Below are 25,625 nucleotides of genomic sequence, written 5' to 3'. Positions count from 1 at the left end.
CTGAGCGGGGACGCGATCGCCGTCACCGGCGGGGCCGGCCGGTACGGCGGGTCGGCGGCGCCGTGGTCGGGTCCTCAGGCCAGGCATGGCGGGGGTACCGGCCGCGTAGCTCCGCCCGTACCCGCGGATAGCCGGTGCGCCAGAACGACGGCAGGTCGCTGGTGACCGCGACAGGGCGGCCGGCCGGCGAGAGCAGGTGCAGCAGTACCGTGACCCGGCCGTCGGCGATGACGGGTGTGCGCTGCCAGCCGAACGCCTCCTGCACCGGTACCGCCAGCACGGGCACCGCCGGGTCGCTGTAGTCGACGCGGATGCGCGACCCGCTCGGTACGGCCAGCCGCTCCGGGGCCAACTCGTCCAGTCGGGCCGCCTGCGGCCAGGCCAGCAGGCGGCGCAGGGCCGCACCCACGTCGATACGCTCCAGATCGGTACGGCGTCGGGCCTGGCCAAGCTCCGGGTCCAGCCACTGCCGGGCCTGGTCGACCAGGGCCTCGTCGTCCACCGCCGGCCAGGGCGGCCCGAACACGCGGTGGCAGAAGGCGAGCCGCTCACGCAGCGCCCGCGCCTCCCTCCCCCAGCGCAGCAGCCCGATGCCGTCCTGGCGCAGGCCGTCCAGCAACGCCTCGACCAGCAGCCCGCGGTCGGGGTGGCTCAGCTGGTACTCGGACAGGACGATCGCTCCGAGCCGCTGTACCCGGCGGGCCTGCACATTGCCGTCCGCCCACCCGACCTCGTCGGCGCCGGCCAGCATCGACGCGGCGGCCTGCCGGGCGGTCGCCTCGTCGACCGGGGCGGCCAGCCGGATGCGGGCCGCCGCGCTGCCCGGTACCCGGTCGGCCACGGCGACGGCCAACCACTCGCTACCGGCCAGCGCCGACCCCGGCGCGAGCGTGCCCGCGGTACCGCCAGCCATCAGATAGGTGCCGGTGCCGGCGGACCTGGCCCGGGCCAACCGCTCCGGGAAGGCCAGTCCGACCAGCAGGCCGGCGGCCAGGTCAGCTGACGACTGCGGCCTGGCCGGTTCGGTCACTCCGGTGGGCACCGCCGAGGCGAGCCGTCGCACCTCGTCGCGCCAGCGGGCGGACGCGGCCCGGTCGTCGTTCTCGCGCAGCCGGCGCCACGCGGCCACCAGGTCGTCACGTGATCCGGCCAGGGTGTCGTCGGCCAGCACCGCGACCACCTGCGCCGCCCGGTCCCGCCCGACCAGCGCGGCCCCGTCGATCAGGGCCCGGGCCAGGCGCGGGTGCGTACCGGCGGCGGCGATCGTCCGGCCGCGCGTGGTGACCCGCCCCTGGGAGTCCAGCGCCCCCAACGCCTGCAGCGTCGAGCGGGCCACCTGCATGGCGGCGACCGGCGGCGGATCGGGCAGTTGCAGTCCCTCGCCACCCGGGTGGCCCCAGCAGGCGAGCTCCAGGGCGAACCCGGTCAGGTCGGCCACCGCGATCTCCGGCTGGGCGTGCCCGGCGAGCCGGTCGTGCTCGGCGGGCGACCAGCACCGGTACACCCGGCCGGGGCCCTCGCGCCCGGCCCGGCCCGCGCGCTGGTCCGCCGCCGCCCGGGACACCCGTACCGTGACCAGCGAGCCCAGTCCCCGGGCGTGATCGGTACGCGGCTCGCGGGCCAGGCCGGCGTCGACCACGATCCGTACCCCGGGCACGGTCAGGCTGCTCTCCGCGACGGCGGTGGCGAGTACCACCCGGCGGCGGACACCAGGCGACAGCGCGGCATCCTGCACACGTGCCGGCTGGCGTCCGTGCAGGGTCAGCACGTCGACGTCGCTGTCCAGACCGGACAGTCTGGCGGCGACCGCGCCGATCTCCGCCGCCCCCGGCAGGAACACCAGCACATCGCCGACCGCCTCGCCGAGGGCCCGCCGCACCGTCGCCGCGACGTGGTCGAGCAGCCGCGGGTCGACCCGCGAGCCGGATACCCGACCGGCCGACCGCGGCGGCGGGCACCAGAGCACCTCGGTCGGGTACGTCGCCGCCGGGGCGTTGAGCACCGGTACGGGTACCCCGGCGCCCAGTCGCCGCGCGATCCGGTCGGCGTCCACCGTCGCCGACGCGGCCAGCAGAGCCAGGTCCGGTCGCAGCGCGGCCCGCGCGTCGACCAGGAAGGCCAGCGCCAGGTCGGTGTCGAGGTGACGCTCGTGGCACTCGTCCAGCACCACGGCACCGGTACCGGGCAGCTCCGGGTCGCGCTGCAGCCGCCGGACCAGTACCCCCGTGGTCACCACCTCGATCCGGGTGGCCGGTCCGGTCCGGTGATCGCCCCGCACCGTATAACCCACGAGGCCGCCCACCGCCCCGCCGGCCAGGGCCGCCATCCGCCGGGCCGCCGCCCGGGCCGCGATCCGGCGGGGCTGGGCGACCACCACCCGCCCCGGGAACGCCCCGGCCATGGCCAGCGGTACCAACGTCGTCTTGCCCGAACCCGGCGGGGCCACCAGTACCGCCGACCCCGATCCGCGCAGCGCCGCGAGCACGTCGGGCAGGACGGCCCGTACCGGCAGGTTCGTGTCCGGCGCGGCGTCCAGGTCGGGCAGCACCCGTCCAGTCTGGCGTACCCATGATCGGATGCGGTCGCCGAGCAGCCCTCCTCCCCGGCCGAGGGCTGCGCGACCGTCTGGGCGGCGTCCTCGAGTGGGGTGCCGGGAGTAGCGCTGGTGCCCGCGTCGGAGTGGGGTCCATCTCGGTTGCGCGCCGTTCAAGGCGCCCCGCTGCTCCCCCGCTGATCCCCCGCCACCGTCACCGCGGACGCCGGGAGCCGTGTGCCGATGAAGGCACTACCAACGGATCAACCGCTTCGGCGGTTACCCCATTGGCGCGGGCTCTGGACCGAGCCCCGGCCGCCGGGGCGCTGACCCTTTCCATACGGTTGAGGCGAGGCAACCTTGCCCTTCGCGCGTCGGGCAGCCCGATTCGCGTAAACGGCAGGCTCGTCGGTCTCGGTCTCGGTCTCGGTCTCGGCTATGGCTGGTGTGTTGCCGTCCTCGGCGTGGGCGTCTTGAGCTGGCTCTGGCTCAGGCATCGGTATCTCCCTGATTCGTCGGGTGCCCCGCGGACCATCGCCAGCCGGCGGACGCGGACTGCTCGACGCCGGTGTGGGCGCCTTGACGGTATCGCAAGGCCGAGCCCATCCGATCGAGGGTCCGTGGGCTCCGGCGGTGGATCCTCAGTCTGGCGGCTCGATCAGTCCCGCCTGCGGGTTGACGTCCTCGTCGGGCGTGTCACGCCGTTCGGGCGCCTCCGTCTCCAGGTCGGGCACGTCCGCCGGCCCACCCGGGGGCTCAGGCGGTTCCGCGCTCAACGGCCGCTCGTGCGATGCCTGTTCCATGGATCATCCCGCCGTGAAGTTGTCGCTGACATCCCGCTGCAGATGGCGCATCGTCTCCGCCAGGAACGCCCGGATCCGTTCCGGTCCCGGTCCGCCGTCGGGGGCGCCGACCGCCACCTGCAGGTTACTGCCGCCGGCCGGCCCGTCCTGCACCCCGGTGGCGACGAGCCGTACTTCATCCTGTCGGGTGGACGTGTACCGGTTGATCTCTGGCGCGCCACGATGCGGCCGAGGCTTCGGTGCCTACGCTGTGGAGAACCTGGTCGACGAATCTACCGACTTCGACCTCCCAGGTCGGTAGCGACCGGCCCCACTGCGAAGGGAGCCGCCATGCGTCCTGACTTGTCCGGGATCGACCCCCTGCACCTGAACCTCGCCACCCGCTTCTGCGTCGGCGATCTGCTCACCCGTACCACCCAGCTCTTCGCTCACCGGACCGCGATCGTCGACCGCGAGGAGGAGATCAGCTATGGCCGTCTCAACGCCGCAGCGGAGGCGGTGGGCCGGGGCCTGCTCGATGCCGGGGTGCGCCGCCAGGAGCCGGTGGCGTTCCTGCTCGGCAACTCCTGGCGCTTCGCGGCGACGTTCTTCGGCTGCGCGAAGGCCGGCCTGGTGGCGCTGCCGGTCAACCTGATGCTGCCCCCCGACGACATCGCCTGGATCCTGTCGGACTCCGGTACCCGGACTGTGGTTGCCGACCCGGCGTTCGTGCCGTTGCTGGAGGCGGTCCTGCCGTCGCTGCCGGCGATCACCACGGTGGTGCTCACCGGCGACGATGCACCGGCATCGATCGCCGGTCGACAGGTGCTGCGCTGGGACGATGTCGCGGCCGACCCGACGCCCCTCGAGGTGATGGTCTCCGACCGGGACACGCTGCACTGCCTGTACACCTCCGGCACCACCGCGCGGCCGAAGGGCGTGCTGACCAGCCACCTCTCCGTCTACGTTGCCGTGCTCAGCAACGCGTTGCAGGTCGAGCACCGCCGCGGCGACGAGTTCTCCGTACTGCCGATCGTGCTACCGCTGTTCCACACCACCGCCCTGGACACGCTGCTGCTGCCGACCCTCCTCACCGGCGGGACGGTGATCCTGCCCGGGGGCTTCGAGCCGGATGCCTTCCTCGAACTGGTCGAACGCCGTTCGGCGACCCACATCGTGCTGCTACCGATGATGTACGGCGCGCTGCTGACCTCCCCCGCCATCCGTACCCGGGACCTGTCCTCGGTCCGGCTGTGCATCTACGCCATGGCGCCCATGCCCCAGGAGCGCATCGAGCAGGTCGCCGCCGCCTTCCCGAACGCGAAGGTGCTCCTGGGCTCGGGGCAGACCGAGTGCGTACCGGCCACGGTCTTCCAGTGGCCCTCCCACCAGGACACCAAAGCCGCATCGTGGGGGCCGTCGACCGTCACCGTCGACACCCGGATCATGGACCCGTCCGGCCGGCTGCTGCCATCCGGACAGCCCGGCGAGATCGTCTACCGCGGCCCGCACGTGATGAGCGGCTACTGGAACAACCCCGCCGCCAACACGGCCGCCTTCGCGCACGGTTGGTTCCACAGCGGCGACGTCGGCCACCTCGACTCCGAAGGCGTCGTGTGGTTCACCGACCGGGTCAAGGACATGGTCAAGACCGGTGGCGAGAACGTCTCCTCGGTCGAGGTCGAACGGGTCCTGCTCAGCTCCCCGGAGATCGTCGAAGCGGCGGTCATCGGAGTACCCGACGACCGGTGGGGCGAGGCGGTGACCGCCGTCGTCGTAGCGGCCGACCCCGACGTCGACACGGCGGCCCTGACCGAGCGGCTGCTGGCCCACTGCCGACAGCACCTCGCCGGCTTCCAGGTTCCCAAGCGGATCGACATCATGACGGGGCTACCCAAGACCGCCACCGGCAAGATTCAGAAGGCCACCCTGCGACAGCAGTACCGCGCCTGACGCCACGGCGGTTCAGGCCGGGTGGCGCGGTGACCGCCCGCGTTCTGAGGGCGTGCGGGGCTGTCGCGGCCCCGGCCGGGTCACAGGCCCAGAGTCGCCAGCAGGCCGCAGGTCCGGAGCACCTGGTACACCAGCCGGTGCGGCCGGACCACCCGGAGCCGGCACCCCGCCCTGGCGGCGGCGTGGTGCGCGCGGACCAGCGCGTTCACCCCGGTGGAGTCCATGAACGGAACGTCGGCCAGGTCGACCTCGACCAGGTCGGGCCGCTGGGCGACGGCAGCGGCCAACGCCTCGACCAGCGGATCGATGGTGGCGAGGTCTACCTCGCCGGACACCCGGACCCGGATTGTGCCGGCGAGGTCCGACGCAGTGTCGATGGCAAGGGGCTCGGGTACGAACTCTGGTACGAAAAGCTGAATGCGCTGCATGGTCACTGCCTCTCCCCGGCGGGCGGGAGTAAGAATGGACCGCGCGGAGGACATCGCGCGGTGCCGGGAGGGCAAGACCCAGGGAAAGCTCCGATTGCTCGGTATGCCGCCTCGACGTGTTGTCGTTCGTCCACCACGCTACACGTGTTCCCGGTGCCGACGTACACGCCGCGGAGGTGGAGCGGAACTGGTTACGCCGGGTGCCCGCCGGGCAACAGGCCCGCCCATCCACGACCCGCAAGCCGATTACCCGGTCGACGAAGCAGGTGAGAAGTGCGGGAGACGACACGCGCCGGCGAGTCGCCGTTCACCAGCGAGATGCAGTTCCGGCAGCGATGCTCGTAACCACCGCCTGGCCCCCATCCGAGTGCCTGGCAGTGACCGATAGGGTGGTCGGAGGTGAGCCGGGAAGTCTGGTCGGCAGTTCTCGACCCGACTTGTAAGGAGCCGGAATGCCGGAAACTCCCCGCGGCGCCGCTCGCCTGTTCACCCGCTCGTCATGGCCGGAGGCCAGGCGCATCGCCGAGATCCTCCGCGAGGAGACAATCGGCGGGCTCCTTCTCCTGGCCGCCACGGTATGCGCGCTGATCTGGGCCAATTCCCCCTGGGAGCACTCCTACCAGGCACTACGCGAGATCAGGGTCGGTCCGCACGCCCTGCACCTGGATCTGACGCTGGCCCAGTGGACGGCCGACGGCCTACTGGCGATCTTCTTCTTCGTCGCCGGACTGGAACTCAAACGCGAGTTCGTCGCGGGCGACCTACGCGTTCCCAGCCGGGCCGCGGTCCCCGTCGCGGCCGCGGTCGGCGGCGTACTGGTACCGGCCGGCCTGTACACCCTGATAGCGCTCGGGGCCGGCGGGGACGCGCTGCGAGGCTGGGCGATCCCCACCGCGACCGACATCGCGTTCGCCCTGGCCGTCCTCGCCGTCATCGGCACCCACCTGCCCGCGGCGCTACGGACGTTCCTGCTCACCCTCGCCGTGGTCGACGACCTGCTGGCCATCGGAATCATCGCGGTCTTCTACACCCAGCACCTGTCCGTCATACCGCTGCTGCTGGCCATCGTGCCGCTCGCGCTGTTCACGCTGCTGGTACAGCGCCGGGTCCGGTCGTGGTGGCTGCTGCTGCCGCTCGCCGTGGCGGTCTGGGCGCTGGTACACGCCTCCGGTATCCACGCCACCGTCGCCGGGGTCCTACTCGGTTTCACCGTCCCGGTGATCCGCAGCCAGGCAGCAGGCGGCCCGGGCGCCGGGCCCGGGTTGGCCGAGCACTTCGAGCACCGGTGGCGGCCGCTGTCGACCGGCGTGGCGGTCCCGCTGTTCGCGCTCCTGTCCGCCGGCGTCACGATGGGCGGGGCCGGCGGATTCGCCCGGGCTCTTGAAGACCGGGTGGCGCTGGGCGTCGTCACCGGTCTGGTGGTCGGCAAGGCCATCGGCGTCTTCGCCGCCACGTTCGTGGTCGCCCGGTTCACCAGAGCCAGCCTCGACGGCGACCTGGCCTGGGTCGACGTGTTCGGCCTGTCGGTCCTCGCCGGAATCGGGTTCACCGTGGCCCTGCTCGTCGGCGAACTCGCGTACGGCTTCGACAGCGCACGCGCCGACCACGTGAAAGTCGCCGTCCTCACCGGGTCGGTAGCCGCAGCCGCGCTGGCCACGGTGGTGCTCCGGCTGCGCAACCGCGTCTACCGACGCCTGCACGAAGCCGAGACCGCCGACCACGACCATGACGGCATCCCCGACGTGTACGAAGCGAGCCAATAGCGCCTGTCCGGCTGGTACCCGACCGCACGGTGGACGGGATCACGGGGAGCAGCGGGGCTGAACCGCCGCCGGCACCACCACCATCTGCGCCGCGGCCGGCATCCGGTGGGCTCAGAGGCGCACCGGCGGACGGTGAGCCGGCCGGTGTCGGCAGGTGGACGTCGGCTTTGCGGGCCACTCCGATGCAGAAGACGGCCTCCTTCACCGGGTCAGGCAGGCTGATCGGGCCGTCGCCGTGGTCGTCGCCGTACGGGTGGTGCCGTCGCAACGGCAGCGGCACGGTCAGCTCCTCCCCCACCGACTGTCCCTGCCCGACGGCCACACCGGAGACCCGGGTGGGCTGCGCCCAGGTCTTCTTACCGGTGACGGGCATGGCGAAGGCCCGTTTGGAGATCTCGACCCGGCCGGCGGGTTCGGTACCGGTCGCGTAGACCGCGTTGGGGTCGCGGGTCTCGACGCCGGACGCCGAGTAGGCCGGCACCCGGTTGAGCCCGATCAGGTCCTCACCTGACTCGTTGACCAGCTGGTACGTGATGTGCAGGGCCTGCCCGCGCACCTCGACGGTGGAGGTGAAGCGGACCGCCGGCGGCGTACCGGCGGCCGGCGGGTCGTGCGGCTCGGCCGGGGCTTCGGATCCGCAGCCGGCACACCCCAGCACCGCGGCCAGGCCGGCGCTGAGCACGCGCCCCGGCCACCACCCGCGCGCCTGGCGCCCGTGGCCGCCGCCGCAGCTAGTAGGCCTCACGGCTCGGTGCTCCCATCTCCTCGCGGAGGCCGTTCTCGGTCAACCCGTACGGGTGCCGCGAGTAGACCTGGTCCGGCGTACGCGGATCATTGTCCTCGTCGATCGGCAGGCCGGCTGCCCGGCTGTTCGCCTCCCACGGCATCGAGGTGGTCGCCGCGGTCGGCGATGCCACCGCCCTCCTCGATGCCGTCGAGCAGCACCGGCCCGATCTCCTCGTGGTCGACGTACGGATGCCGTCCGACTTCACCGACGGGTACTCGCGGTACTGCGGTTCTGGGGACCGGGTAACAGCGGGCGGCGCCTACTTGTCGCCGCTGCCGGCCTTGCGGCGCGAGGTCACCGCGTCCTTCATCGCTTTGGCCTTGTCCTGCATCCGGCGCTGCCAGCGGCTCGCCCACACGTACTCGGTGGCCAACAGCGCCAAGCCGGCGAGGACCGGTGGGATCGTCCACGGGCCGGGCAGCACGATCGCGGCCAGACCGGCCACGATCAGGGTTCCACCCATCACACCGACGAGCGTTCGCCGCACCGGGGCCGGCAGCCCGGAGAGTACCTTCAGTGGGCGGGGACGGTCGTCGTTGATCTCGCGCATGACAGCCACTGTGCCGCATCCGCGCAATTCTGGGCCGGGATGCCGCGTACGTCACAGCGACGCGCAAATGTCGGACGTCGACGACCGCTGAGCGTGGCGAATGACGAGTTTCGACCTCACTGTCTGGTTCAAAACGCTCATCCGTCAGTAGGCCCTCTTGGCTCAGGACCTCCGCGCCCCGGCCGATAAGACTCGGTCATTCAACGGAAGGGCCGCCCTCATGCACCACCTCCCTCGAGTCGCAATCGGGCTCCTGGCCGGCGCCGCAGCGCTGGTACCCGCCTCGGCTGCCGTCGCGACGCCCAAGTCCGGCGACGTGGACCTGGTGGTCCCGGTACTGGCACCGATGCTGCCCGGTCAGCAGGGGTGGGTGAGCGCGCTGTGGACGGCGAACAACGACGTCTGCGACGTGCGGGTCACCGCGTCCGGCCCCGGATTGACCGTCAGCTACCCGACCAACACCGGTAGCTACTCCTCCCTGTACAAGAGCTCCTCCCTCGACGCCGGCCAGCTCGACTTCACGGCGCTCAATGTGTCGGTCGCCCCGTCGGTGACCGGGGCGGTGCAGATGGCGCTGGCCATCTCGTACACCAACCAGGCGCCCGGCCAGGCCAAGAAGGAGGACGGCAAGTGCGTCGGCTCGCCCGGGAGCGAGACCGTCACCGCCACCCTCCCGGTCGTACCGTCGATCGGCGCGGCGGCCGTGGTGCAGAAGACCACCGCCGTGTCGGTCTCCCGAGCCACCCCTACCTGGGCGAACCTGGTCTTCGCCGGCACAAGGCCCGGGCTGTCCAACTTCCGGGTGACGCTCACCCCGCCGGCGGGCCTCTCCGTGGCCTACCCCGGTGACGCCACCTCCAGCGGGTTGAACAGGCTCGGCACCCTGCCGGTCGGCCAGGACGACTTCACTGCGGTCCGGTTCGACGCGTCCAAGCTGGCCGCGGGCACCTACAACGTGCCGGTGAAGGCGACCTGGACCGGCGGCAGCTACGACGGTTCGATCACCGTCACCGTCAACTGACCCCTCCCCCGCCCGATGCCGTGGTGACGGACCCGGGCCGCCCGGCCGGGTCCCTCACCTGAACCGACAGAACGGGAAACCCTTGTCTCGACGCACCGCCGTCCTCACCACCGGCCTCGTCCTGGCCGCCATGGCGATCGCCGTGGTCACCACCGCCGCAGTCCTGCTCCACCAGCGTTCCGAGACCCGCCCGACCGCCTCCACCGGCCGGCCCGCGACCCCCGTACGGGTCGCCACGCCCAGCGCCGAGCAGACGTTCCTCGACGCCACCGCCGCCCACCTGTGCTCGGTCCAGTCGATGGTGTACGCCGATCCGAAGGCCCTTGCCGACGCCTACCAGGCCACCCCGGAGTACCCCGGCCTGACGCCGGCCCAGGTCGAGCGGTTCCGGCAGCGGCTGACCGCCGACGCCACCTTCGCGCGGGCTCTGACCAGCGCGACGCAGCGGGCCTGCGGCTCCGCCACACCCGCCAAGTAGGGCGCGCCGTGGCGAAGCTCGGACGCCGCCTGTTCCCCCACTGCAGCGGGTACCTGCTCTCCGCGCTCGTGCTGCTGGTGGCCGTACTCGTCGGCGGTGCGCCCACCACGCTGCCGCCGACGACCACCGACTCGGCGACCGCGCCACCCGGTACCCGGGCCATGTGGGTCTGGACGGCCGCCGACCCGGCGGCCGTCGTGACCTGGGCAACCACCCACCGGGTGACCACCGTCTTCGCCTACGTCGATCCGCAGGTGGCGACGAACGGCGACCTGCCCCGGTTACAGGAGCTGAAGCGGCGCTGCGACGAGGCGGGCATCGTCCTCGACGCGCTCGGCGGCGAACCGGACTGGGCGCTCGACCACGCCAGGGCGCTCGCCTGGCAGCTGGCGGTCCGCGACACCGGCCTGTTCCACGCCCTCCACCTCGACGTCGAGCCGTACGCCCTGCCCGAGTGGAACACCGCCCGCGACGCGACCGTCCGGGGCTTCCTCACGCTGCTCGACGAGTTCATCCGCCCGGCAGACCAGGCGGTGGAGGTCGACGTGGCGTTCTGGTACGCGACCGTCCCCGTCGGCGACTCGAACCTCGCCGACGAGGTGCTGCGGCGCGCCGACGCCCTGACCATCATGAGCTACCGCGACACCGCCACCGGTCCCAACTCGATCCTCGACGTGGGCGCCGACCTGCTGGGCCGCGCCGGCCGGGCGGCCAAACCCGCCCGACTGGCCGTAGAGACCCAACCGCTGGCCGACTGCGGGTACTGCACGTTCGCCCCGCTGGGCGCGCAACGGATGGAACGGGTACTGGCCGACGTCGACCGCGACGCCCAGCGGTACAACGCCTTCGCCGGCATCGCCGTGCACGGGTACGGCTCCTGGACGGCGCTCCAGCCGTAGCCACCCCTGCCCGACCCACGCGCTCGCGCTGTCCGCGCGTCACCTGCACCGAACTGGTCGGCGCGGTGGACCTTGACGCACCTCACGCCAGTTCCTTGCCGTACCAGATCTCTCTGTACGGACCTGTGCAGTACGCCGGGATTTCGGTGTAGCCGTGGCGGACATACAGTGACCGGGCTTCGGTCAGATCGAGACGGGTGTTGAGGACCATCCGCCGGGCGCCAAGCCTGCGCGCTTCGTCCTCCAGCAGCCCCAACAGGAGGCCGGCGCCCCCCGTGCCGCGAGACGCGGGCCGCACGTAGATCCGGGTGAGCTCGGCGCGCTCGGCGTCCAGCATCAACACTCCGCCACAGGCTGCGGCTTCACCGCCGTAGCGACCGACGACGAACTGGCCCGTGGGAGGCGTGAGCAGCTCGACGCCGTCCCCGGTCAAGCCGTGGTCGATCTCCTCCGAGGTCGCGGGCCGCTTCAAGTAGCGGCTCGCGACCTCGTCGTAGAAGTCACGGCGCAGGCGGTACGCGTCGGGCGAGTCGAAGGCCTCCGGTACCAGGTTCCACGACGTCATGCCGCTCTCTACCGCCGGCACGCAGGCCTTGTCCAGCGAGTTCACGCCGCGTCACCGTCGCCGAGCAGGTCGGATCACGCGGCCGTACCCGGACCGGAGGTGGTCCGGTCAAGCTGAGGGTCGGCCTCGATCCGGGGCAGGACGAACTCGGCGGAGACGGTGTCGACGACCGTTCCTTGTCCCTGGGCGCAGCGGTAGGTGATCATCACCGCCCGCGAGGAGGCGTCTTCGACCACGCCCGGCCGCCAGGCCCCGTACCGGTGCACCCAGACGGGATCCCTGGGGTGGTAGGTGCCGGCCGGAGCGACCTCGACCGGATCGCGCCGGACGGGGTCGCAGGTGGGAGCGGGCAGGGCTGCCCCCTTTTGCTGGGCCGCCGAGATTATCGCGAGTTCCAGGACCTGGGACCGCTGTGCCGGGATGTGCCCCTGCGTCGTCGGCTTCGCCGGCACGGCGGCCACCTGGCGGCTGTGCCCGGCGCCGATCGCGGTGTCGACCCCGCAGACGACATGGCTGCTGCCGCTCATCTTCGCCTGGTACATCGCCAGGTCCGCGTCGTGGAGGAGTTCGCAGATCTCGGCGTCGCCGCGGGCCGGGGCGACGCCGATCGACGCCGTCACGGTCACGCTGTGGTCGCCCACCGACACCGGTTCAGCGATGGCCGCGGACAGGGCGGTCACCGCGGGCTGCCACCACTGCTCGCGATGGTAGGGGTAAGGGCTGGACACCACGGCGGCGAACTCGTCGCCACCGAGCCTGGCCGCGAGGTTGTCGCCGACGTGGCGAGCGAGCCGCTTGGCGACGACACACAGAACGCGGTCACCGGCGTCGTGACCGAACCTGTCATTGATCGGCTTGAACCCGTTGAGATCGAGGACGATCACCACGGCGGGCCGACCCGGTTCGCGCAGCACCGTCGGGGCAAGCATGTAGAAGCCCCGCCGGTTCGCCAGGCCGGTCAACTCGTCATGGCCGACGGCCCACCACAGGGCCTCCCGCTCCGCCTGTAGCCATGCCACCTGCGCGCGCAGTCGGGCAAGTTCGGCGTCGGCGGCGGGAACGGTCTGGTGCAAGCCGGCATCGATCCTGGTGGCGGGGCTGAGGATCTCCATGCCCGTCCCCTCGTGGCTGCAGCGGACCGGATCGCGGTTGAAGCGTGATGGCGGTACCTGCGCCCCGTCATCGCAGTCGTAATCATGACAGCGATCGATTCTCTCGTGCAAGATTTCACATCGATCAGATATCACACAGAGATCGTGCATCGGGACCAGTTTCGGTTACGCTACGTGCCTCGAACTTTCGCGGTGAAAGAGACTCGGAGGGGGCGAGACGAGGACGTGCTGGTCACCGAGGTCTGACCACTGTGGACATCGTCGCCGGTCCACCGATCCGATCACTGAACGAAGTCACGAGAAAACCGTGCCACAGTTGGCAGGGGCCCGGTGGGAGGGGGCACCGACGACGAGACCGAGCAGCTGGGATCAGCAACCGGACACCGCGACGACTCGTAGCCGGATCAGCGGCACGCCGCCGATCGGCCCACAGCGACGCCGCGAGCGTCCACTTCGGATCCGGCATGCGCTTCGGGAGCTGAGATACCGGTGCGAGACCCCGACCGCATCGACGCGTCCCGCCATGCCCCGCAGACCTTAGTCCCGCGAGGACGCCGGATGATAGAGGAGCACTGATGAACAGCGAGATCGGATGGATCATGTCGAGCAGGTCGACCGGCAACGGCGGCAGCTGCGTACAGGCCCGCCGGCACGCAGGACTGATAGAGGTCCGCAACAGCAAGAACCCTGAGGGCGGCACCGTCCGGTTCACCGCCGAGGAGTGGGACTCCTTTCTCGACGGTGCCAAGAAGGGTGAGTTCGACCAGCTCCTGGCCGGCTGAACGGCGTCGTCGGCGAGTGGGCGTTGCCGCGGGCCGTCGGACCGGGTGAAACCCGCTCCCGTACCGGCCGCGCGGCCGGTACGGGAGCAGCTCAGATGGCCTTACCCCTTGCGACCGACGCCGGCCCAACTACCGCTGCGCTGGTTGTCGCCAAGGTCCTCGAGGGCATCCTCGTCCGGCCGCCATTCGTGCACCTCGACCAGGCCCGGATCCAGTAGCTCGAGGCCGGCGAAGAACCGCTGAACCTCCGCCCGGCTACGCGACCAGACGGGCGTTGCGGTCCGCCGCTGATAGACCTCCCGGGCGGCCCTGCCCTCGTCGCTGTCCGCCACGAAGGCTTCGGCCGCGATGTGCGACAGGACGAGGTAGCTGCCCGGAGCGAGCGCGGCGACGAACTGGGCGACCAGGTCGTACGCCTCCGCGTCTTCGGGTACGAAGTGCAGCACGGCGGCCATCACGAGCCCGATCGGCTGATCGAAGTCCAGCAGGCGCCGGACCCCGGGATGGTCGAGAACCGCACGAGGGTTGCGCAGGTCGGCCCGTACCGCGGTAGCCCGCTCGTTACCCTCGAGGATCTCCAGACTCTCGGCCACCGCGACCGAGTCGATGTCCACATAGGCCACGCGCGTGTCCGGCGCCTGCTTCTGGGCGATCTCGTGAACATTGCCCACGGTCGGGATGCCGGAGCCGAGGTCGAGAAACTGGCGTACCCCGGCGTCCACCAGCTGACGCACCGCGCGGCGCACGAACGCCCGGTTGGTCCGGGCCGCCATCGGCACGAAGGGGAACTGGGCCATGATCTTGTCGGCCGCTTCCCGGTCGGCCGGGAAGTTATGGATGCCGCCCAGGTAGTAGTCGTACATCCTGGCAGCGGTCGCCGGTTTCTGCGTGCGACCCTGCGCCCCGTTGTCCATTGTGGTCGTGCCTCCACCTGTCGTCGCCGAGGACCGGCCCTGTCGCCAACGCGTCCGCTCGGCGCCTCACCGGGGTTGCGAGCATTCTCGCGCGTCCGACTCCGCCCGTACAAGAGTTTGTGGACTGTCCTAACAGGACCAGATGACGGCTCGGCCGATTACCGGTACTCCTCAACCGGTATGGCGTCCTTGCGGATCAGCTCGAAGATCCGCCGGTACTCGTTGACCTCCGCGGGCTCCTCCAGGTACAGGGCACCCACGTGCGACTCGAGGTAGACCACGTCGGGGTCGTCGGGGTCGTCGAAGTCGAGGATCCGGAACGCTCCCGCCATCGCGGCGTGGGCGCCGACCGACCACGGCAGCACCTTGATCTCGATGTCGTCACGCCGCGCCAGCTGCCTCAGGTGCTCGATCTGGGCCTTGAGGACCGCCTCACCACCGACCGGCCGGGTCAGCGCCCCCTCACCCAGGACGGTCACCAACCGCAGCTCGGGGCTGCGGCTGAACAATGTCTTCTGCCGCTGTATCCGCAGCTTCACCTGCCGATCGGCGGTCTCGCTCGTGGTCGACTGCTCCGCCGCGAACACCGCCCGGGCGTACTGCTCGGTCTGCAGCTCGCCCGGCACGACCTCCCCGTCGTAGCTGCAGATCTGGCTGGCGCTGGCCTCCAGCCCCACGTAGAGCTTGAACCAGTCCGGGATCGCCGGGCTGGCATCCCACCACTCCTCCTGGGAGGTGCCCAACGCCAACTCGGCCAGCGCGCCGGTGACGCTCTCGTCCGCGCCGTACAGCCAACACAGCGCCCGCACGTTGGCCACCGTGACCGGCACCTTCCCGGTCTCGATGCGGTGCAGCGTGGGCTCGGAGATGCCCAGCCTCTCCTCGGCTACCTCGCGCCTGCTCTTACCGCTGGCGGCACGCAACAGGGTGAGCCTTCGCCCGAGGGTTCGGCGGACAACTCGCTGCCCGGTGACCGGCACGTCCTCACCCTCTCCCAGCACGTATCCACGAGTCCGCGTGCGATACCGTACCGTGCCTCAGGCGTTGCCGACAGTGGCCGCTCGGGCGCTGGTGGTCGCCGGTCCCCCCTGGATTCGTTCAAAGATCGGCCGGCCGGCTCAGCACAACCGGATCCGACTCATTGACGGCCCGGCGTGCCACCGCGCGGTTCTGCTTGGCAAACATGTACAGAATAGGTGTGACGACAAGAAGTATCACCGGAAACGCCAATCACGTCGTGCATCAGCCCGATCAGTAGTGTGAGGTGATCCGGCGTGCCGGACCGTCGACGGTGACCGTTCCTCCGTAGGGCAATACCACTGTGGATCGGTGTGGCCGAAGTCCACGTTGAAGACCACCATGGCGGACGGGTTGTACCGGTCGAAGGCGCGAAGGATCGCCTCGCGCTGCTCGGCGCGGTACCGTTCCCGCTGCTCGGTCGTGGTGCGGCGTTCCAGGTTGCTGGCCTTGGCGGTGCCGACCAGTACGGCTGGGAACTGTGCCAGCAGGCCCCGTTCGCCGGCGTTGCGCAGCATCCGGTACACCTCAGTACCGCCCGTACTGCCGGGTCGGCGAACGCGGCCATCAGGTCCGCCGCCCGGTCCTGTGGCGAAGAGCCCAGCCGGCGGGTGGTCGGGTACTCCACCGGCTCCAGGCCGAACTCGTCGCGCAGCCGGCGCATCGCCGCCTCGTGTACGGCGGGAAAGGCGCCCGGCGCGGCGAACGAGGGCGAGACCACCACGACCCGGTCTCCGGCGGTCAACTTTGCGGGAACGGTGAAGTCGGGGCGCATGCATCCATCCAACGCGGCCCCGCAAGCGAGCTGGACGCCGCCCGGGCGGCCCACGGTGCTCTTAGCCAGTTCTTATTCGCGGTAGCTGTAGATCTTTATTGACCGGCCGATTCTTGGGATGTTCCGGTGGGCGGCATGGGTCCGACCACCATGACGACGACCTACGGGAGCAAGAAACATGAGCGACGAGGCGACTCCGCAGAACGCCCCCGCAGCGGCCGTGGCCGAGGACGGCGACGACAGCCGGAAGCCGACCCAGACCCGGTCGACCACGCCCAGCTCCGCCGTTCCGTCGCCGTCGTCCTCCTCGTGACAGCTGTCCTGCAAGGTCGAGAGACCGTGATTCCGTCACGGTCTCTCGACGGCTTCCTGACCCAAGACGCCGGCCGGGACAACGGGCGGCGACGCCGGTCGTGGTGGCGGCCGGCGCTGCTCGCCGGCGGTGTCGTGCTCGCCGGCCTGGCGCTGCGCGGCAACCTGCCAGACTGGGCCTCGACCTGGGCCGCCCTCCGCCACGCCGACGGCCGATGGTTAGCCGCTGCGGCCGTACTCCAGGTGCTGTCCATGGCCACGTTCGGCGAGCAGCAGCGTCGGCTGCTGGGCGCCTTCGGCGTGTCCATGTCGGCGGCGACCTCGCTGGCGGTCAGCTACGCCCGCTCGGCCATTGCCATCGCCCTGCCGGCCGGGTCGATCGTGTCCGCCGGCTACGCGTTCCGGCAGTTCCGTTCCCGCGGCGCCAGCCAGCACGTCGCCGCCGCCGTCATGGTGCTGTCCGGGCTCGCCTCGCTGATCGGCCTGGCCCTGCTCTACACCGGCGACGCCCTGCTCTGGGCCGTGGCTCCCGACGCCCGGCTGACGTACCTGACCGCCGGGGTGGCCGTAGCCGGGCTGGTCCTGCTCGCCGCCCGCCCCCTCCCCGGTCGAGCCACCGCTCTGTCGTCCGCCCCACGGCCGTACGACGGCGGGGGTTCGCCGGTACGCCGACTGCACGACACCGCACGGCGCTCGATGGCGCTGGCCAGGGCGGTCGGTGTCGAATGCTGGTTGGCCGTCGCCGCCCTGGCGGTGCTGAACTGGCTGACCGACCTGGCGTGCCTCCTCGCCGCCCTGCGGGCCCTGGCGCTCGCCATACCCGCGCTGACCGTCGCCACCACCTACCTCGCCCTGCAACTGGTCCGGCAGATTCCCCTCACCCCTGGCGGCATCGGCGTCATCGAGGCCAGTCTGCTCCTCGCGCTCACCGCCGCCGGTGCGGCCGCGGTACCCGCCGCCGCCGCGGTACTCGTCTACCGGTTGCTGTCCTGCTGGGCGATCCTGCCGGTCGGGCTGCTCTGCTGGACGACCCAGCGGGCGGCGCCCGTCGCGCGGCTCTGACCAGCCGGAAGCGTCACACCGAGGCGACCGCGTGACAGGCGCCGTAGCCGTCGGCACGGGCGACGATCCGGCCGGCCTTGACGCGTACCGCGCTCTCGGTGGCATCGCTGCGCGCGAGTACGTCCGCGGCGGCGGCGAGGGCACCCGATTCGTCGTGCACGATCTGGAGGCGCGGCCAGGCCGTCGACGGGACGGCGGCCCGAAGACAGCCGCGCAGCTCGGTCAGCGTGAGGCGGGCGAGCGGCCCGAGCTCGCCGGGGTAACCGGTGACGAGGACCGCGGTCACCGCTGCCGTCGGCGGCGCCGCACGGAGCGCCTCCTCGATGGCGGCCAGGCGGTGCAGACCGAGGATCGCCACGATGCCGTCACCGGTCAGGTTCGCCGGCTCGTCGCGCAGGGCGTCGGTCATGGCCGGCGGAGCCCACGGTCGGTCGACGGGTCGGGCCGGCGGGACGTGTGGCAGGTGGGCGGGCTGCCACCCGTCGTCGAGGTCGAGCTCGGCGAGCTGCTGGCAGGCGCGGACCACGGCGAACGGCTCACCGAACCCGGGCGCCGCCGCGGCGAGCTGGCCGGCGCCGTGCAGGGCGGTCAGGGCGACCTCGGCCGCCCGTACCATGCGCGCCCCTGCCCGCTTCGGCCGCAACTGCTCCAGCGCGAGTCCGAGCAGGATCGCGTTCAGGCTCGTCAGCTGCGCATACGGGCGGCTGGTCCGGTCGTCGGCCAGGATTTCGGGGATGAGGTCGCGCCCCAGCCGGCTCGCGCTCTGCCGGTCCTCGGTGGCCAGCGGTAGGCGGGCCAGCCAGGCGCGCGCGAAGTCCGCCAGCGCCGCGCCGGCCGTCCTGACGGACCCGCTCGCCGCGTACGGGCAGGCGCGCGAACGTGCGCCGCTCGCACGCCTGGTGGCGCCCGGGTTCGGCACGATGTGGGCCGTCACCCGGTACGACGACGCGAAGGCGATGCTCACGGACCCCCGATTCGAGCCGACCGACGCCAGTTACCTGCGCCTCGACGTGCCCGAACACTGCCTCAAGTACATGCGGACCATGCATTCGATGAACGGGCCCGAGCACGCCCGGCTGCGCCGGTTGGTGTCCCCCGCGTTCACCGCCCGGCGCGCTGCCGAGTTCCGGCCGCGAGTCGAGTACATAGTGGATGCTCTGCTTGACGACGTGTGCCCGGCCGGCCGGAAGGCGCACCTGGGCTACGCCCACGGGCCGCACTTCTGCCTCGGGGCGGCGCTGGCCCGGGTACAGACCGAGGTCGCGCTCACCGCACTGCTGCGTCGCTTCCCTCGGCTCGCGCTCGCCGACGGCGGCGCCCGGCGCATTCCGGATCCGGGGGCCTGGCGCCTCACCGCGCTGACGGTGACCATCTGAGACATGGACACCCTGGACAGCCGCGACGTCGACCGGGCCGTAGCCGAGATGGTACGGGTACTCACCCCGCACGCCTCCCGGGACTGGCGGGCCCGGGCCGGATCCCTGGACTGGAGTTGCTGGACGACGGCCGCCCATGTCGCCCATGACCTGCTGGCCTACGCCGGCCAGGTAGCGGCCGGAGCCGGCGACGGCTACCTGCCGTACGACCTGGTCGTCCGGGCCGGCACGCCGCCGCGCGACGTGCTCGGAGTGGTCACCGCCTGCGGACGGCTCCTGAGCGGCGCGCTGTCCGCGGCCGGACCGGATGCCCGCGCCTGGCACTGGGGACCGACCGACCCGGGCGGCTTCGCGGCGCTCGGGGTCAACGAGACCCTGATGCACACGTACGACATCACGCAGGGTCTGGGCATCGACTGGCTGCCGCCGGGGCCGCTGTGCGCCGCGGTACTGGCCCGGCTGTTCCCCGACGTCCCGCCCGGCGACCCGGTCCAGGTGCTGCTGTGGGCCACCGGGCGAGTGGAGCTCGACGGCCGGCCCCGGGTCACGTCCTGGTTCATGAAGGCGGCGATCGGTTGACCCTGACCCTCGGGGCTGACTCGCCCCAGCGGGCCCGGCATAGACTTCGCGATGATCACCACGGCTGGCGGTGACGTGTGAGTGGGAGGGCGAATGTCTGATTCGCGGTGGAGCGTCGCGATCGTCGGCCCGGGCGGGGTCGGCGGTCTGCTCGGTGCGGTCCTGGCGCGGGCCGGACACCCCGTGGTGTACGTGGCGAAGCCGGACACCGCGGCGGCGTTGAACTCGGGCGGGATCAGCGTGCAGAGCGCGCAGTTCGGTGACTTCCACACGCCGGCGACCGCGGCAGCGCAACTCGACCGGCCGGTCGACCTGTGCCTGGTGGCGACCAAGGCGACGAGCCTGGACGCGGCGCTGACCGGCGTACCGGCGCAGGCGCTGGGCGACGGCCTGGTGCTCCCCCTGCTCAACGGCGTCGACCACATGGCCGCGCTGCGTACGCGTTTCCCCGCAGAGCAGGTCGTCGCCGGCGCGATCCGGGTGGAGTCGACGCGGGTCTCGCCCGGGCGCATCGAGCACACCAGCCCGTTCTCCTGGATCGAGGTGGCCAGCGACACCGCGCCGCGCGACCGTGTCGACGCGCTCGCGGCCCAGCTGGGGCAGGCCGGGCTCGACGTGAAGGTCCGCGATGACGAGACGGCCCTGCTCTGGGACAAGCTCGCGTTCCTGGCGCCGCTGGCGCTGCTGACCACGCACGCCGGTGCGCCGGCCGGGGTGGTACGCCAGCAGCGGCGAGCCGACCTCGAAGCGGTGATCGGCGAGGTCGCCGCGGTGGCGGGGGCAGCCGGCTCCCAGGTGGACCCGGCGACGGTCCTCGGCATGTTCGACCGGGTGGCGCCGGGCATGAAGTCCTCCATGCAGCGCGACGTCGAGGCCAACCGGCCGACCGAGCTGGACGCCATCGGCGGCGCTGTCCTGCGCGCGGCCCGGCGGCACGGCGTCGACACCCCGGTCACCGCCCGCCTCGTCGACGAACTCGGCAGGTCCGGGTAGCCGTCCCGCGCACCGGGCACCATGCCGTCCTCGTTCCCGAAGCCGAAGCGGGACTTGGTGGCACCGGACCTGTGCTCCAAACTGTGCGGGTGCACCCGGGACAGGCCTCGATGCCGGACTACATCGTGGAGATCGACCAGGCGGTGGTGTCACGGGCGCGGGTCGTGACCCTGCGCGCACTGGTCACCTCTGCCTGGACAGGGTTGGCCGGTGGTGTGCTGATCGTCGCGCTCACCCTCGCGACCGCGCTCGCTTTCCGGTCCGGAGCGGACTTCGCGCTGCTGCTGATGGCCATCCCTGGAGTGATCCTCTGCGCCGACGGCGGGCGCCGGCTGGCCACCGTGCGGCGCCTGCGGAAGTTCTGGGAGACGGCGGGCGTCCCCCCGGTGGCGATGCGTATCACCGCCGACGGGCTGCGCCTCAGTCTCGATGCAGCGTCGGACTCGGTGTTCCTGCCCTGGTACGCGGTCGCCGGTTTCCACCTGGCGAGATGGCGTGGGCAGCGGTTCCTCGTCCTGGACCTCGGACCTGGCGTCACCGCGACCACACCTGGAGTCGTGGGGCTCGACCATCCCGACATCCAGCGCGTCCTACGCCGCAAGGTGCTGGGCATCAAGGGCATCCGCTTCGCCGTCAGGACACTCCGCCGGCCGGTCGAAGAGATCGACCAGGTGCTCGCGTACGCCACCAACGGCCGGGTACGGGTGTATCGCTGAGGCCGGGCAGGCGTCAGCGCGGCCCCGGGGTGGGGCTCGTCCCGGGTGGGTGCAGGGTGAGCCGGAGGATCCGATCGTCCTCCGGGACGGGCTGGTTACGCCCGTCCCGGTTGGACGTGGTGATCCAGAGGCTGCCGTCGGGCGCCGGGACGGCGGCGCGCAGCCGGCCGTACCTGCCGGTCAGCGCCTCCATCGGGCGGCTCGCGACGCCGGCGCCCGGTCGCCAGCGGATGCTGGACGTGCCGACTCCGACGCCGTCGACCCGCTGGCTGCTGAAGCCGGTCACCACCGCGTCGTTGAGGCGTACGAGGTAGATGCGCTGGCCGCGCAGGCAGGTGACGATCGCGACCCGGCCGAGGATCGCGACGCCGTCGGCGACACCCACCTCGGGGCGCCACGTCACGATCGGGTCGACGTAGGCCGGGTCGGTGCCGATGCCTTCGACCTTCGGCCAGCCGTAGTTGCGGCCCGGCCGGATGACGTTGAGCTCGTCCCACACCGCCTCGCCGATCTCGGCCGAGTACATGTGGCCCTCGTCGTCCCAGGCCATACCCTCCGGGTTGCGGTGGCCGTACGACCAGACCAGCGAGCGCGGGAACGGGTTGCCGGGCGGGGGCCTGCCGTCCGTGGTCATCCGGAGGATCTTCCCGCCGAGGTCGTCGAGGTCCTGCGAGTGCCCGGCCCGCGACGCGTCACCGGTACTCGCGTAGAGAAAGCCGTCGGGGCCGAACACGAGCCGACCACCATTGTGGACACCGGCGTGCGGGATGCCGGTGAGGATCGGCACCGGCCGCCCGCCGAGCCGCATCTTCGCGATCCGGTTGTCGATCCTGGTGGTGTAGAAGAGGAAGACGGTGCTGTCCCGGGCGAAGTGCGGCGAGGCGGCGATGCCGAGCAGGCCCCCCTCGTTGTTGGAGTACGCCTCGGTGATCGTGGCCACGCCGGTCACGGTGAGCTCGCCGGTCGGCCCCCGCCCCGGTCCGACCTTGAGAATCCGCAACGTCTGCCGCTCGGTCACCAGGGCACCGCCGTCGGGCAGAAAGGTCACGCCCCAGGGAACGTCCAGGTTTTTCACCAGGGTCGTGACGGACACCAGGTCGTCGCCGTGGGAGGACCTGTCCTGCGGTCCCAGGGAGAAGTCGGTGGGTGTGGGGTCCCTGGGGGTCGAGTGCAAACGGCGAGTGGACGATGTGAGCACTCCCAGTAGGCCCAACGCAAGCATGACGACGAACGCTCCGGTCGCCATCCGGGCCACTCTCGTTACGGGCACTCAAGCAACGCTAACGCCGGAGTACGGCGGCCGCACCTCGTCCCCGGCGGCGGCCGCGTCCTTGCGAGCATCTCTCACATGACCCCCGCTGCTGCGGGCGCGGGCGTTGCGCGACGACCCGCCGGCGCCGCTGCCGGTGTACGCGTTGCCCGGCGCGTTGGACGCGGTGCTGGCACTGGACCGGCCCGAGATGCGGTGGTCAGGCCGCCGACCGCGCAGCGTCAGTGCGATCTCGGCGCCCCGGCATCTTCGGTCACCCGGCCTCCCGGGCTCCGGCCCGCCGGACGACGCGCAGCAGGTACTCCTTGCGGTCCAGCGGGTTGTGGTCGGACCGGGGCCGGGTCGGTACGCTGCCGCGCACCGGCTGGTAGCGGTCGAAGGCGGACTCCAGTACGCCCTCGCCGCGGGTCAGCCCCGGCAGCCGTTGCTGCAGTTCGTACACCCTGGCCGCCGGGATCTCGCCCTCCAGCGTGCCGGTCGACGTCGGCTGCGGCACGGCGCGCAGCCCCGCCAGTACGGGCAGGACGGAACCGAGCGTGTCCGCCGGTAGCTCCAGGCGGAACCGGTGCATCGGCTCGTACACCTCGGTGCCGGCCTGCCGCAGCGCGGTCATCAGGACCAGCGGCGTCAGGTTGCGGAAGTCCCCGGCCGTGCTCGACATGCTCTTGTCGAAGACACCGTGGGAGTGGCTCTGCCGCGCCCGGTAGCCCGAGTGCGTCATGGTGACCGTGCAGTCGGTGACCTGCCATCCGTGGACCCCCTGCCGCAGGGTCTCGGTGACGGTCTCCTCGACCGCCACGAAGAACGCGGGCGGCATCGACCCGGGTTCGACCCCCAGCCGGAATCGCACGCCGGTGCCGATCGGGGCCGGCTCGACGCGCAGCCCGACCGTCGCCAGGAACGGGTTGGGCTCCACCCCGAGCACCTCGACCGCCGCACCGGTGGCGGCGGGCCGCTCGATACAGATCGTCGTGGTCTCGCCGAAGGTGACGTCGATACCGAAATCGGCCGCCAGCGTGGCCTGGACGACCTCCTGCTGCACCTGGCCGTAGAGCCAGACCGACATCTCGCGCCGGACGTCGTCGTACCGCACGTCGATCAGCGGGTCCTGCTCGGCCAGTTGGGCGAGCGCCACGCGCAGCACCCCGTTGTCGGCGCGGCGGCGCGGCACGACGATCGTTTCCAGCGTCGGCGGGGCGAAATGGTGACTTCCCGGACTCGTTCGCGGTACACCGATCGCGTCGCCGATGCGGACCTCCCCCAGACCCCACACCTTGCCGATCTGCCCCGCGGACACCGACGCCCGCTCGACGGCCGCCCCGCGCTCGAACGCGCTGATCGCGGTCACCTTGCCCGCCGCCAGCCGGTCCCGCACGCGTACCGTTCCCGACCACATCCGGACGTACGCGACCCGCTCCCCCGCCCGACCGCGCTCCACCTTGAACACGGTGCCCGACACCGGGCCGTCGACGTCGCCGTCCGTCCCGGGCAGCAACTCCGTGATCCCGGCGATCAGCGACGCCACGCCGGCGCCCGTGATCGCCGAGCCGAAGAACACCGGATGCACCAGGGCCCGCCCGGCCAGCGCGGCCAACCCGCCACGAAGACAGGGGTACGAGACGGCCGCCTCGTCGGCGACGTACGCGGCCAGGAACGCGTCGTCGTGGTCGGCCAGCAGCTCGGCCAGGCCGGCCGTGAAGGCGGCGTCGGTCGCGCCGTACGGGAGGAAATCACCGTCGCGGGTACCGAGGTCGCGTACCGACCCCATCGCGACGACCGCCGGCGTCAGCTTCTCGGCGATGGCCCGCAGCACACCGTCGTAGCGCGCGCCACCGCGGTCGATCTTGTTGACGAAGATGAGGGTGGGAATGCCAAGCCGCCGCAGCGTGCGAAGCAACACCCGGGTCTGCGCCTGCACACCCTCCACGGCGGACACCACCAGGACCGCGCCGTCGAGCACGCTCAACACCCGCTCGACCTCGGCGATGAAGTCCGGGTGACCGGGCGTGTCGATCAGGTTGACGGTGACGCCGTCGACGACGAACGAGACCACCGCGGACTTGATCGTGATGCCGCGTTGCCGTTCCAGCGTCAAAGTGTCGGTCTGGGTGCTGCCGTCGTCGACGCTGCCGAGCTGGTCGATGACCCCGACGGTGTAGAGCAGCCGCTCGGTCAGGCTCGTCTTACCGGCGTCGACATGCGCCAGGATCCCCACGTTCAGCGATTTCACGAAGCGTCATGTCCTCTGGGTAGGCGATGATTACCTTCCGGATGAACACGAACGCTTCGCGCATTTCCCCTCCTGGGTCGACCGGCTGTCAATCGCAGTGCAGCAGAGGCCGGCTCGGCCGGCAACCGATTTGCGGGGCGTCCAGGGCGGCGACGACCGGGGCGCTCGTCCACAGGGGCACGGCGGGCCCGGCGGGCACGATGCGGATCGCCGCCTCGTCACGTTCCGGGGTTACCGGTTGGTCTCCGTCCCGGCAGGTAGGTACTCGCGCACCCGGGCGACCAGCTCGCGAGCGTCGTCGGCGAACAGCCGGATCTCGGTCACGGACTCCTCGCCCTCGGGTAGGCGTACCGCGAGCGGAGAACGAAGCGCGAGCTCCACGTTGGTCCGGCTGGCCGTGACGACGTTCAGCACGGTACCGGTGCCGTCCCGGTCGAGTTGGAGGGAGCGGGACTTCTCGCGGCTGCGTTCGCGCGCCCCGACGGTGGCGATGGCGTCCCACGGGACGGTGAGATCGGCGTTGATGCCGTTCCTGACCCGCAGATCCCGGCTCAGGCGCCCCCGGACGCCGCCGTGTACCGGTCACGCAACCGGGTACGGATCTCCTCCGGGGTGTACGCCCGGCGCCGCCGCTCGGCCCGGGTGATCACGACCCCGGTCGCCGCGACACCGACGATGCCCGCCAGGCCGACTACCTTCCACCAACGCATCTACATAGGATAGTCCGA

At 71.6% G+C, this 25,625-nt stretch carries 27 protein-coding genes and 1 pseudogene; 12 read left to right on the top strand and 16 right to left on the bottom strand.

What is annotated here, in order from left to right:
- Nucleotides 1-22: 22 nt before the first annotated feature.
- Nucleotides 23-2,548, bottom strand: a complete 2,526-nt coding sequence (gene hrpB / locus Pme01_RS21910) for an ATP-dependent helicase HrpB (protein WP_168117173.1) — start codon at nt 2,546-2,548, stop codon at nt 23-25.
- A gap of 626 nt (nt 2,549-3,174) precedes the next feature.
- Entirely contained in the window at nt 3,175-3,336 is a 162-nt protein-coding gene (locus Pme01_RS21905; protein WP_168117174.1) for a hypothetical protein, read from the bottom strand.
- Nucleotides 3,337-3,666: 330 nt separating this feature from the next.
- Here Pme01_RS21905 and Pme01_RS21900 point away from each other — a divergent pair, with 330 nt between their 5' ends.
- A complete protein-coding gene (locus Pme01_RS21900) occupies nt 3,667-5,268 on the top strand; it encodes a class I adenylate-forming enzyme family protein (RefSeq protein ID WP_168117175.1) in 1,602 nt (533 codons plus the stop codon).
- 80 nt (nt 5,269-5,348) lie between these two features.
- Here Pme01_RS21900 and Pme01_RS21895 read toward each other — a convergent pair whose 3' ends face one another.
- Nucleotides 5,349-5,696, bottom strand: coding sequence for an STAS domain-containing protein (locus Pme01_RS21895; protein ID WP_239088390.1), 348 nt, complete (start codon nt 5,694-5,696; stop codon nt 5,349-5,351).
- Between the two features lie 452 nt (nt 5,697-6,148).
- Between Pme01_RS21895 and nhaA the strand changes: the two genes are divergently transcribed.
- Nucleotides 6,149-7,459, top strand: coding sequence for a Na+/H+ antiporter NhaA (gene nhaA, locus Pme01_RS21890; protein WP_168117178.1), 1,311 nt, complete (start codon nt 6,149-6,151; stop codon nt 7,457-7,459).
- 731 nt (nt 7,460-8,190) lie between these two features.
- On the opposite strand, the gene Pme01_RS21885 is transcribed toward nhaA, so the two are convergent.
- Together Pme01_RS21885 and Pme01_RS21880 are read right to left on the bottom strand one after the other, a co-directional pair.
- Nucleotides 8,191-8,376, bottom strand: coding sequence for a M91 family zinc metallopeptidase (locus Pme01_RS21885; RefSeq protein WP_168117154.1), 186 nt, complete (start codon nt 8,374-8,376; stop codon nt 8,191-8,193).
- A 129-nt stretch (nt 8,377-8,505) separates the two neighbouring features.
- A complete protein-coding gene (locus Pme01_RS21880; RefSeq protein ID WP_168117179.1) occupies nt 8,506-8,796 on the bottom strand; it encodes a PGPGW domain-containing protein in 291 nt (96 codons plus the stop codon).
- A gap of 220 nt (nt 8,797-9,016) precedes the next feature.
- Here Pme01_RS21880 and Pme01_RS21875 point away from each other — a divergent pair, with 220 nt between their 5' ends.
- The 3 genes from Pme01_RS21875 (at nt 9,017) to Pme01_RS21865 (ending at nt 11,194) form a co-directional block, all read left to right on the top strand.
- Complete coding sequence (locus tag Pme01_RS21875; protein ID WP_168117180.1) at nt 9,017-9,817, top strand: hypothetical protein; 801 nt, start codon at nt 9,017-9,019, stop codon at nt 9,815-9,817.
- 82 nt (nt 9,818-9,899) lie between these two features.
- Entirely contained in the window at nt 9,900-10,295 is a 396-nt protein-coding gene (locus Pme01_RS21870; protein ID WP_168117181.1) for a hypothetical protein, read from the top strand.
- An 8-nt stretch (nt 10,296-10,303) separates the two neighbouring features.
- Nucleotides 10,304-11,194, top strand: a complete 891-nt coding sequence (locus Pme01_RS21865; RefSeq protein ID WP_168117183.1) for a hypothetical protein — start codon at nt 10,304-10,306, stop codon at nt 11,192-11,194.
- Nucleotides 11,195-11,276: 82 nt separating this feature from the next.
- Here the strand turns inward: Pme01_RS21865 and Pme01_RS21860 are convergent, their stop codons facing one another.
- Nucleotides 11,277-11,804 (bottom strand): GNAT family N-acetyltransferase, encoded by a 528-nt coding sequence (locus Pme01_RS21860; protein ID WP_239088381.1) that lies wholly within the window; start codon nt 11,802-11,804, stop codon nt 11,277-11,279.
- A gap of 29 nt (nt 11,805-11,833) precedes the next feature.
- Nucleotides 11,834-12,871, bottom strand: coding sequence for a GGDEF domain-containing protein (locus tag Pme01_RS21855; RefSeq protein WP_168117184.1), 1,038 nt, complete (start codon nt 12,869-12,871; stop codon nt 11,834-11,836).
- Nucleotides 12,872-13,446: 575 nt separating this feature from the next.
- On the opposite strand from Pme01_RS21855, the gene Pme01_RS21850 reads away from it, so the two are divergent.
- Nucleotides 13,447-13,653, top strand: a complete 207-nt coding sequence (locus Pme01_RS21850; RefSeq protein ID WP_168117186.1) for a DUF397 domain-containing protein — start codon at nt 13,447-13,449, stop codon at nt 13,651-13,653.
- Nucleotides 13,654-13,754: 101 nt separating this feature from the next.
- Here Pme01_RS21850 and Pme01_RS21845 read toward each other — a convergent pair whose 3' ends face one another.
- From Pme01_RS21845 to Pme01_RS31680, 4 genes and pseudogenes are all read right to left on the bottom strand, one after another.
- Nucleotides 13,755-14,567, bottom strand: a complete 813-nt coding sequence (locus tag Pme01_RS21845; RefSeq protein ID WP_168117188.1) for an SAM-dependent methyltransferase — start codon at nt 14,565-14,567, stop codon at nt 13,755-13,757.
- Nucleotides 14,568-14,725: 158 nt separating this feature from the next.
- Nucleotides 14,726-15,547 (bottom strand): helix-turn-helix domain-containing protein, encoded by an 822-nt coding sequence (locus Pme01_RS21840; RefSeq protein ID WP_275408552.1) that lies wholly within the window; start codon nt 15,545-15,547, stop codon nt 14,726-14,728.
- 234 nt (nt 15,548-15,781) lie between these two features.
- On the bottom strand, nt 15,782-16,102 hold the full coding sequence (locus tag Pme01_RS31685; protein ID WP_308441101.1) for a S66 peptidase family protein: 321 nt from the start codon (nt 16,100-16,102) through the stop codon (nt 15,782-15,784).
- A 59-nt stretch (nt 16,103-16,161) separates the two neighbouring features.
- Nucleotides 16,162-16,359: pseudogene (locus Pme01_RS31680) on the bottom strand (LD-carboxypeptidase); the annotation flags it as partial.
- Between the two features lie 178 nt (nt 16,360-16,537).
- Here Pme01_RS31680 and Pme01_RS31570 point away from each other — a divergent pair.
- Both Pme01_RS31570 and Pme01_RS21830 read left to right on the top strand, forming a co-directional pair.
- Entirely contained in the window at nt 16,538-16,672 is a 135-nt protein-coding gene (locus tag Pme01_RS31570; RefSeq protein WP_275408551.1) for a hypothetical protein, read from the top strand.
- Nucleotides 16,673-16,698: 26 nt separating this feature from the next.
- Nucleotides 16,699-17,733, top strand: coding sequence for a lysylphosphatidylglycerol synthase transmembrane domain-containing protein (locus Pme01_RS21830; protein WP_203935794.1), 1,035 nt, complete (start codon nt 16,699-16,701; stop codon nt 17,731-17,733).
- 13 nt (nt 17,734-17,746) lie between these two features.
- Here the strand turns inward: Pme01_RS21830 and Pme01_RS31130 are convergent, their stop codons facing one another.
- Complete coding sequence (locus Pme01_RS31130; RefSeq protein ID WP_239088380.1) at nt 17,747-18,697, bottom strand: TetR/AcrR family transcriptional regulator; 951 nt, start codon at nt 18,695-18,697, stop codon at nt 17,747-17,749.
- On the opposite strand from Pme01_RS31130, the gene Pme01_RS31565 reads away from it, so the two are divergent.
- From Pme01_RS31565 to Pme01_RS21805, 4 genes are all read left to right on the top strand, one after another.
- Nucleotides 18,690-19,109, top strand: a complete 420-nt coding sequence (locus Pme01_RS31565) for a cytochrome P450 (protein ID WP_275408550.1) — start codon at nt 18,690-18,692, stop codon at nt 19,107-19,109. The two genes, Pme01_RS31130 and Pme01_RS31565, sit on opposite strands and share 8 nt — an antisense overlap.
- A gap of 12 nt (nt 19,110-19,121) precedes the next feature.
- Nucleotides 19,122-19,688, top strand: coding sequence for a maleylpyruvate isomerase N-terminal domain-containing protein (locus tag Pme01_RS21815; RefSeq protein WP_168117243.1), 567 nt, complete (start codon nt 19,122-19,124; stop codon nt 19,686-19,688).
- A 93-nt stretch (nt 19,689-19,781) separates the two neighbouring features.
- Nucleotides 19,782-20,681 carry a ketopantoate reductase family protein gene (locus tag Pme01_RS21810; RefSeq protein WP_168117193.1) on the top strand — a complete coding sequence of 300 codons (900 nt, stop codon included), beginning with the start codon at nt 19,782-19,784 and terminating at the stop codon, nt 20,679-20,681.
- 89 nt (nt 20,682-20,770) lie between these two features.
- Nucleotides 20,771-21,397, top strand: coding sequence for a hypothetical protein (locus tag Pme01_RS21805; protein WP_168117194.1), 627 nt, complete (start codon nt 20,771-20,773; stop codon nt 21,395-21,397).
- A gap of 13 nt (nt 21,398-21,410) precedes the next feature.
- On the opposite strand, the gene Pme01_RS21800 is transcribed toward Pme01_RS21805, so the two are convergent.
- From Pme01_RS21800 to Pme01_RS21785, 4 genes are all read right to left on the bottom strand, one after another.
- Nucleotides 21,411-22,571: a PQQ-dependent sugar dehydrogenase gene (locus Pme01_RS21800; RefSeq protein WP_239088379.1), complete on the bottom strand. Its 1,161-nt coding sequence runs from the start codon at nt 22,569-22,571 to the stop codon at nt 21,411-21,413.
- A 349-nt stretch (nt 22,572-22,920) separates the two neighbouring features.
- Complete coding sequence (locus tag Pme01_RS21795; RefSeq protein ID WP_168117195.1) at nt 22,921-24,897, bottom strand: elongation factor G; 1,977 nt, start codon at nt 24,895-24,897, stop codon at nt 22,921-22,923.
- A gap of 231 nt (nt 24,898-25,128) precedes the next feature.
- A complete protein-coding gene (locus Pme01_RS21790; RefSeq protein ID WP_168117196.1) occupies nt 25,129-25,311 on the bottom strand; it encodes a hypothetical protein in 183 nt (60 codons plus the stop codon).
- Nucleotides 25,312-25,448: 137 nt separating this feature from the next.
- Nucleotides 25,449-25,607 (bottom strand): hypothetical protein, encoded by a 159-nt coding sequence (locus tag Pme01_RS21785; RefSeq protein WP_168117197.1) that lies wholly within the window; start codon nt 25,605-25,607, stop codon nt 25,449-25,451.
- Nucleotides 25,608-25,625: the final 18 nt, after the last annotated feature.

This window comes from Planosporangium mesophilum (assembly GCF_016863255.1).
Classification (GTDB): domain Bacteria; phylum Actinomycetota; class Actinomycetes; order Mycobacteriales; family Micromonosporaceae; genus Planosporangium; species Planosporangium mesophilum.
This window is presented reverse-complemented; position numbering and strand designations above follow the sequence as displayed.

What these genes read in the sequence shown, in the direction of transcription:
- Pme01_RS21905 (WP_168117174.1), bottom strand. Translation starts at nt 3,336, where the DNA reads ATGGAACAGGCATCGCACGAGCGGCCGTTGAGCGCGGAACCGCCTGAG.
- Pme01_RS21900 (WP_168117175.1), top strand. Translation starts at nt 3,667, where the DNA reads ATGCGTCCTGACTTGTCCGGGATCGACCCCCTGCACCTGAACCTCGCC.
- Pme01_RS21895 (WP_239088390.1), bottom strand. Translation starts at nt 5,696, where the DNA reads ATGCAGCGCATTCAGCTTTTCGTACCAGAGTTCGTACCCGAGCCCCTT.
- nhaA (WP_168117178.1), top strand. Translation starts at nt 6,149, where the DNA reads ATGCCGGAAACTCCCCGCGGCGCCGCTCGCCTGTTCACCCGCTCGTCA.
- Pme01_RS21880 (WP_168117179.1), bottom strand. Translation starts at nt 8,796, where the DNA reads ATGCGCGAGATCAACGACGACCGTCCCCGCCCACTGAAGGTACTCTCC.
- Pme01_RS21875 (WP_168117180.1), top strand. Translation starts at nt 9,017, where the DNA reads ATGCACCACCTCCCTCGAGTCGCAATCGGGCTCCTGGCCGGCGCCGCA.
- Pme01_RS21855 (WP_168117184.1), bottom strand. Translation starts at nt 12,871, where the DNA reads ATGGAGATCCTCAGCCCCGCCACCAGGATCGATGCCGGCTTGCACCAG.
- Pme01_RS21850 (WP_168117186.1), top strand. Translation starts at nt 13,447, where the DNA reads ATGAACAGCGAGATCGGATGGATCATGTCGAGCAGGTCGACCGGCAAC.
- Pme01_RS21845 (WP_168117188.1), bottom strand. Translation starts at nt 14,567, where the DNA reads ATGGACAACGGGGCGCAGGGTCGCACGCAGAAACCGGCGACCGCTGCC.
- Pme01_RS31685 (WP_308441101.1), bottom strand. Translation starts at nt 16,102, where the DNA reads ATGCTGCGCAACGCCGGCGAACGGGGCCTGCTGGCACAGTTCCCAGCC.
- Pme01_RS31570 (WP_275408551.1), top strand. Translation starts at nt 16,538, where the DNA reads ATGAGCGACGAGGCGACTCCGCAGAACGCCCCCGCAGCGGCCGTGGCC.
- Pme01_RS31565 (WP_275408550.1), top strand. Translation starts at nt 18,690, where the DNA reads ATGCTCACGGACCCCCGATTCGAGCCGACCGACGCCAGTTACCTGCGC.
- Pme01_RS21810 (WP_168117193.1), top strand. Translation starts at nt 19,782, where the DNA reads ATGTCTGATTCGCGGTGGAGCGTCGCGATCGTCGGCCCGGGCGGGGTC.
- Pme01_RS21785 (WP_168117197.1), bottom strand. Translation starts at nt 25,607, where the DNA reads ATGCGTTGGTGGAAGGTAGTCGGCCTGGCGGGCATCGTCGGTGTCGCG.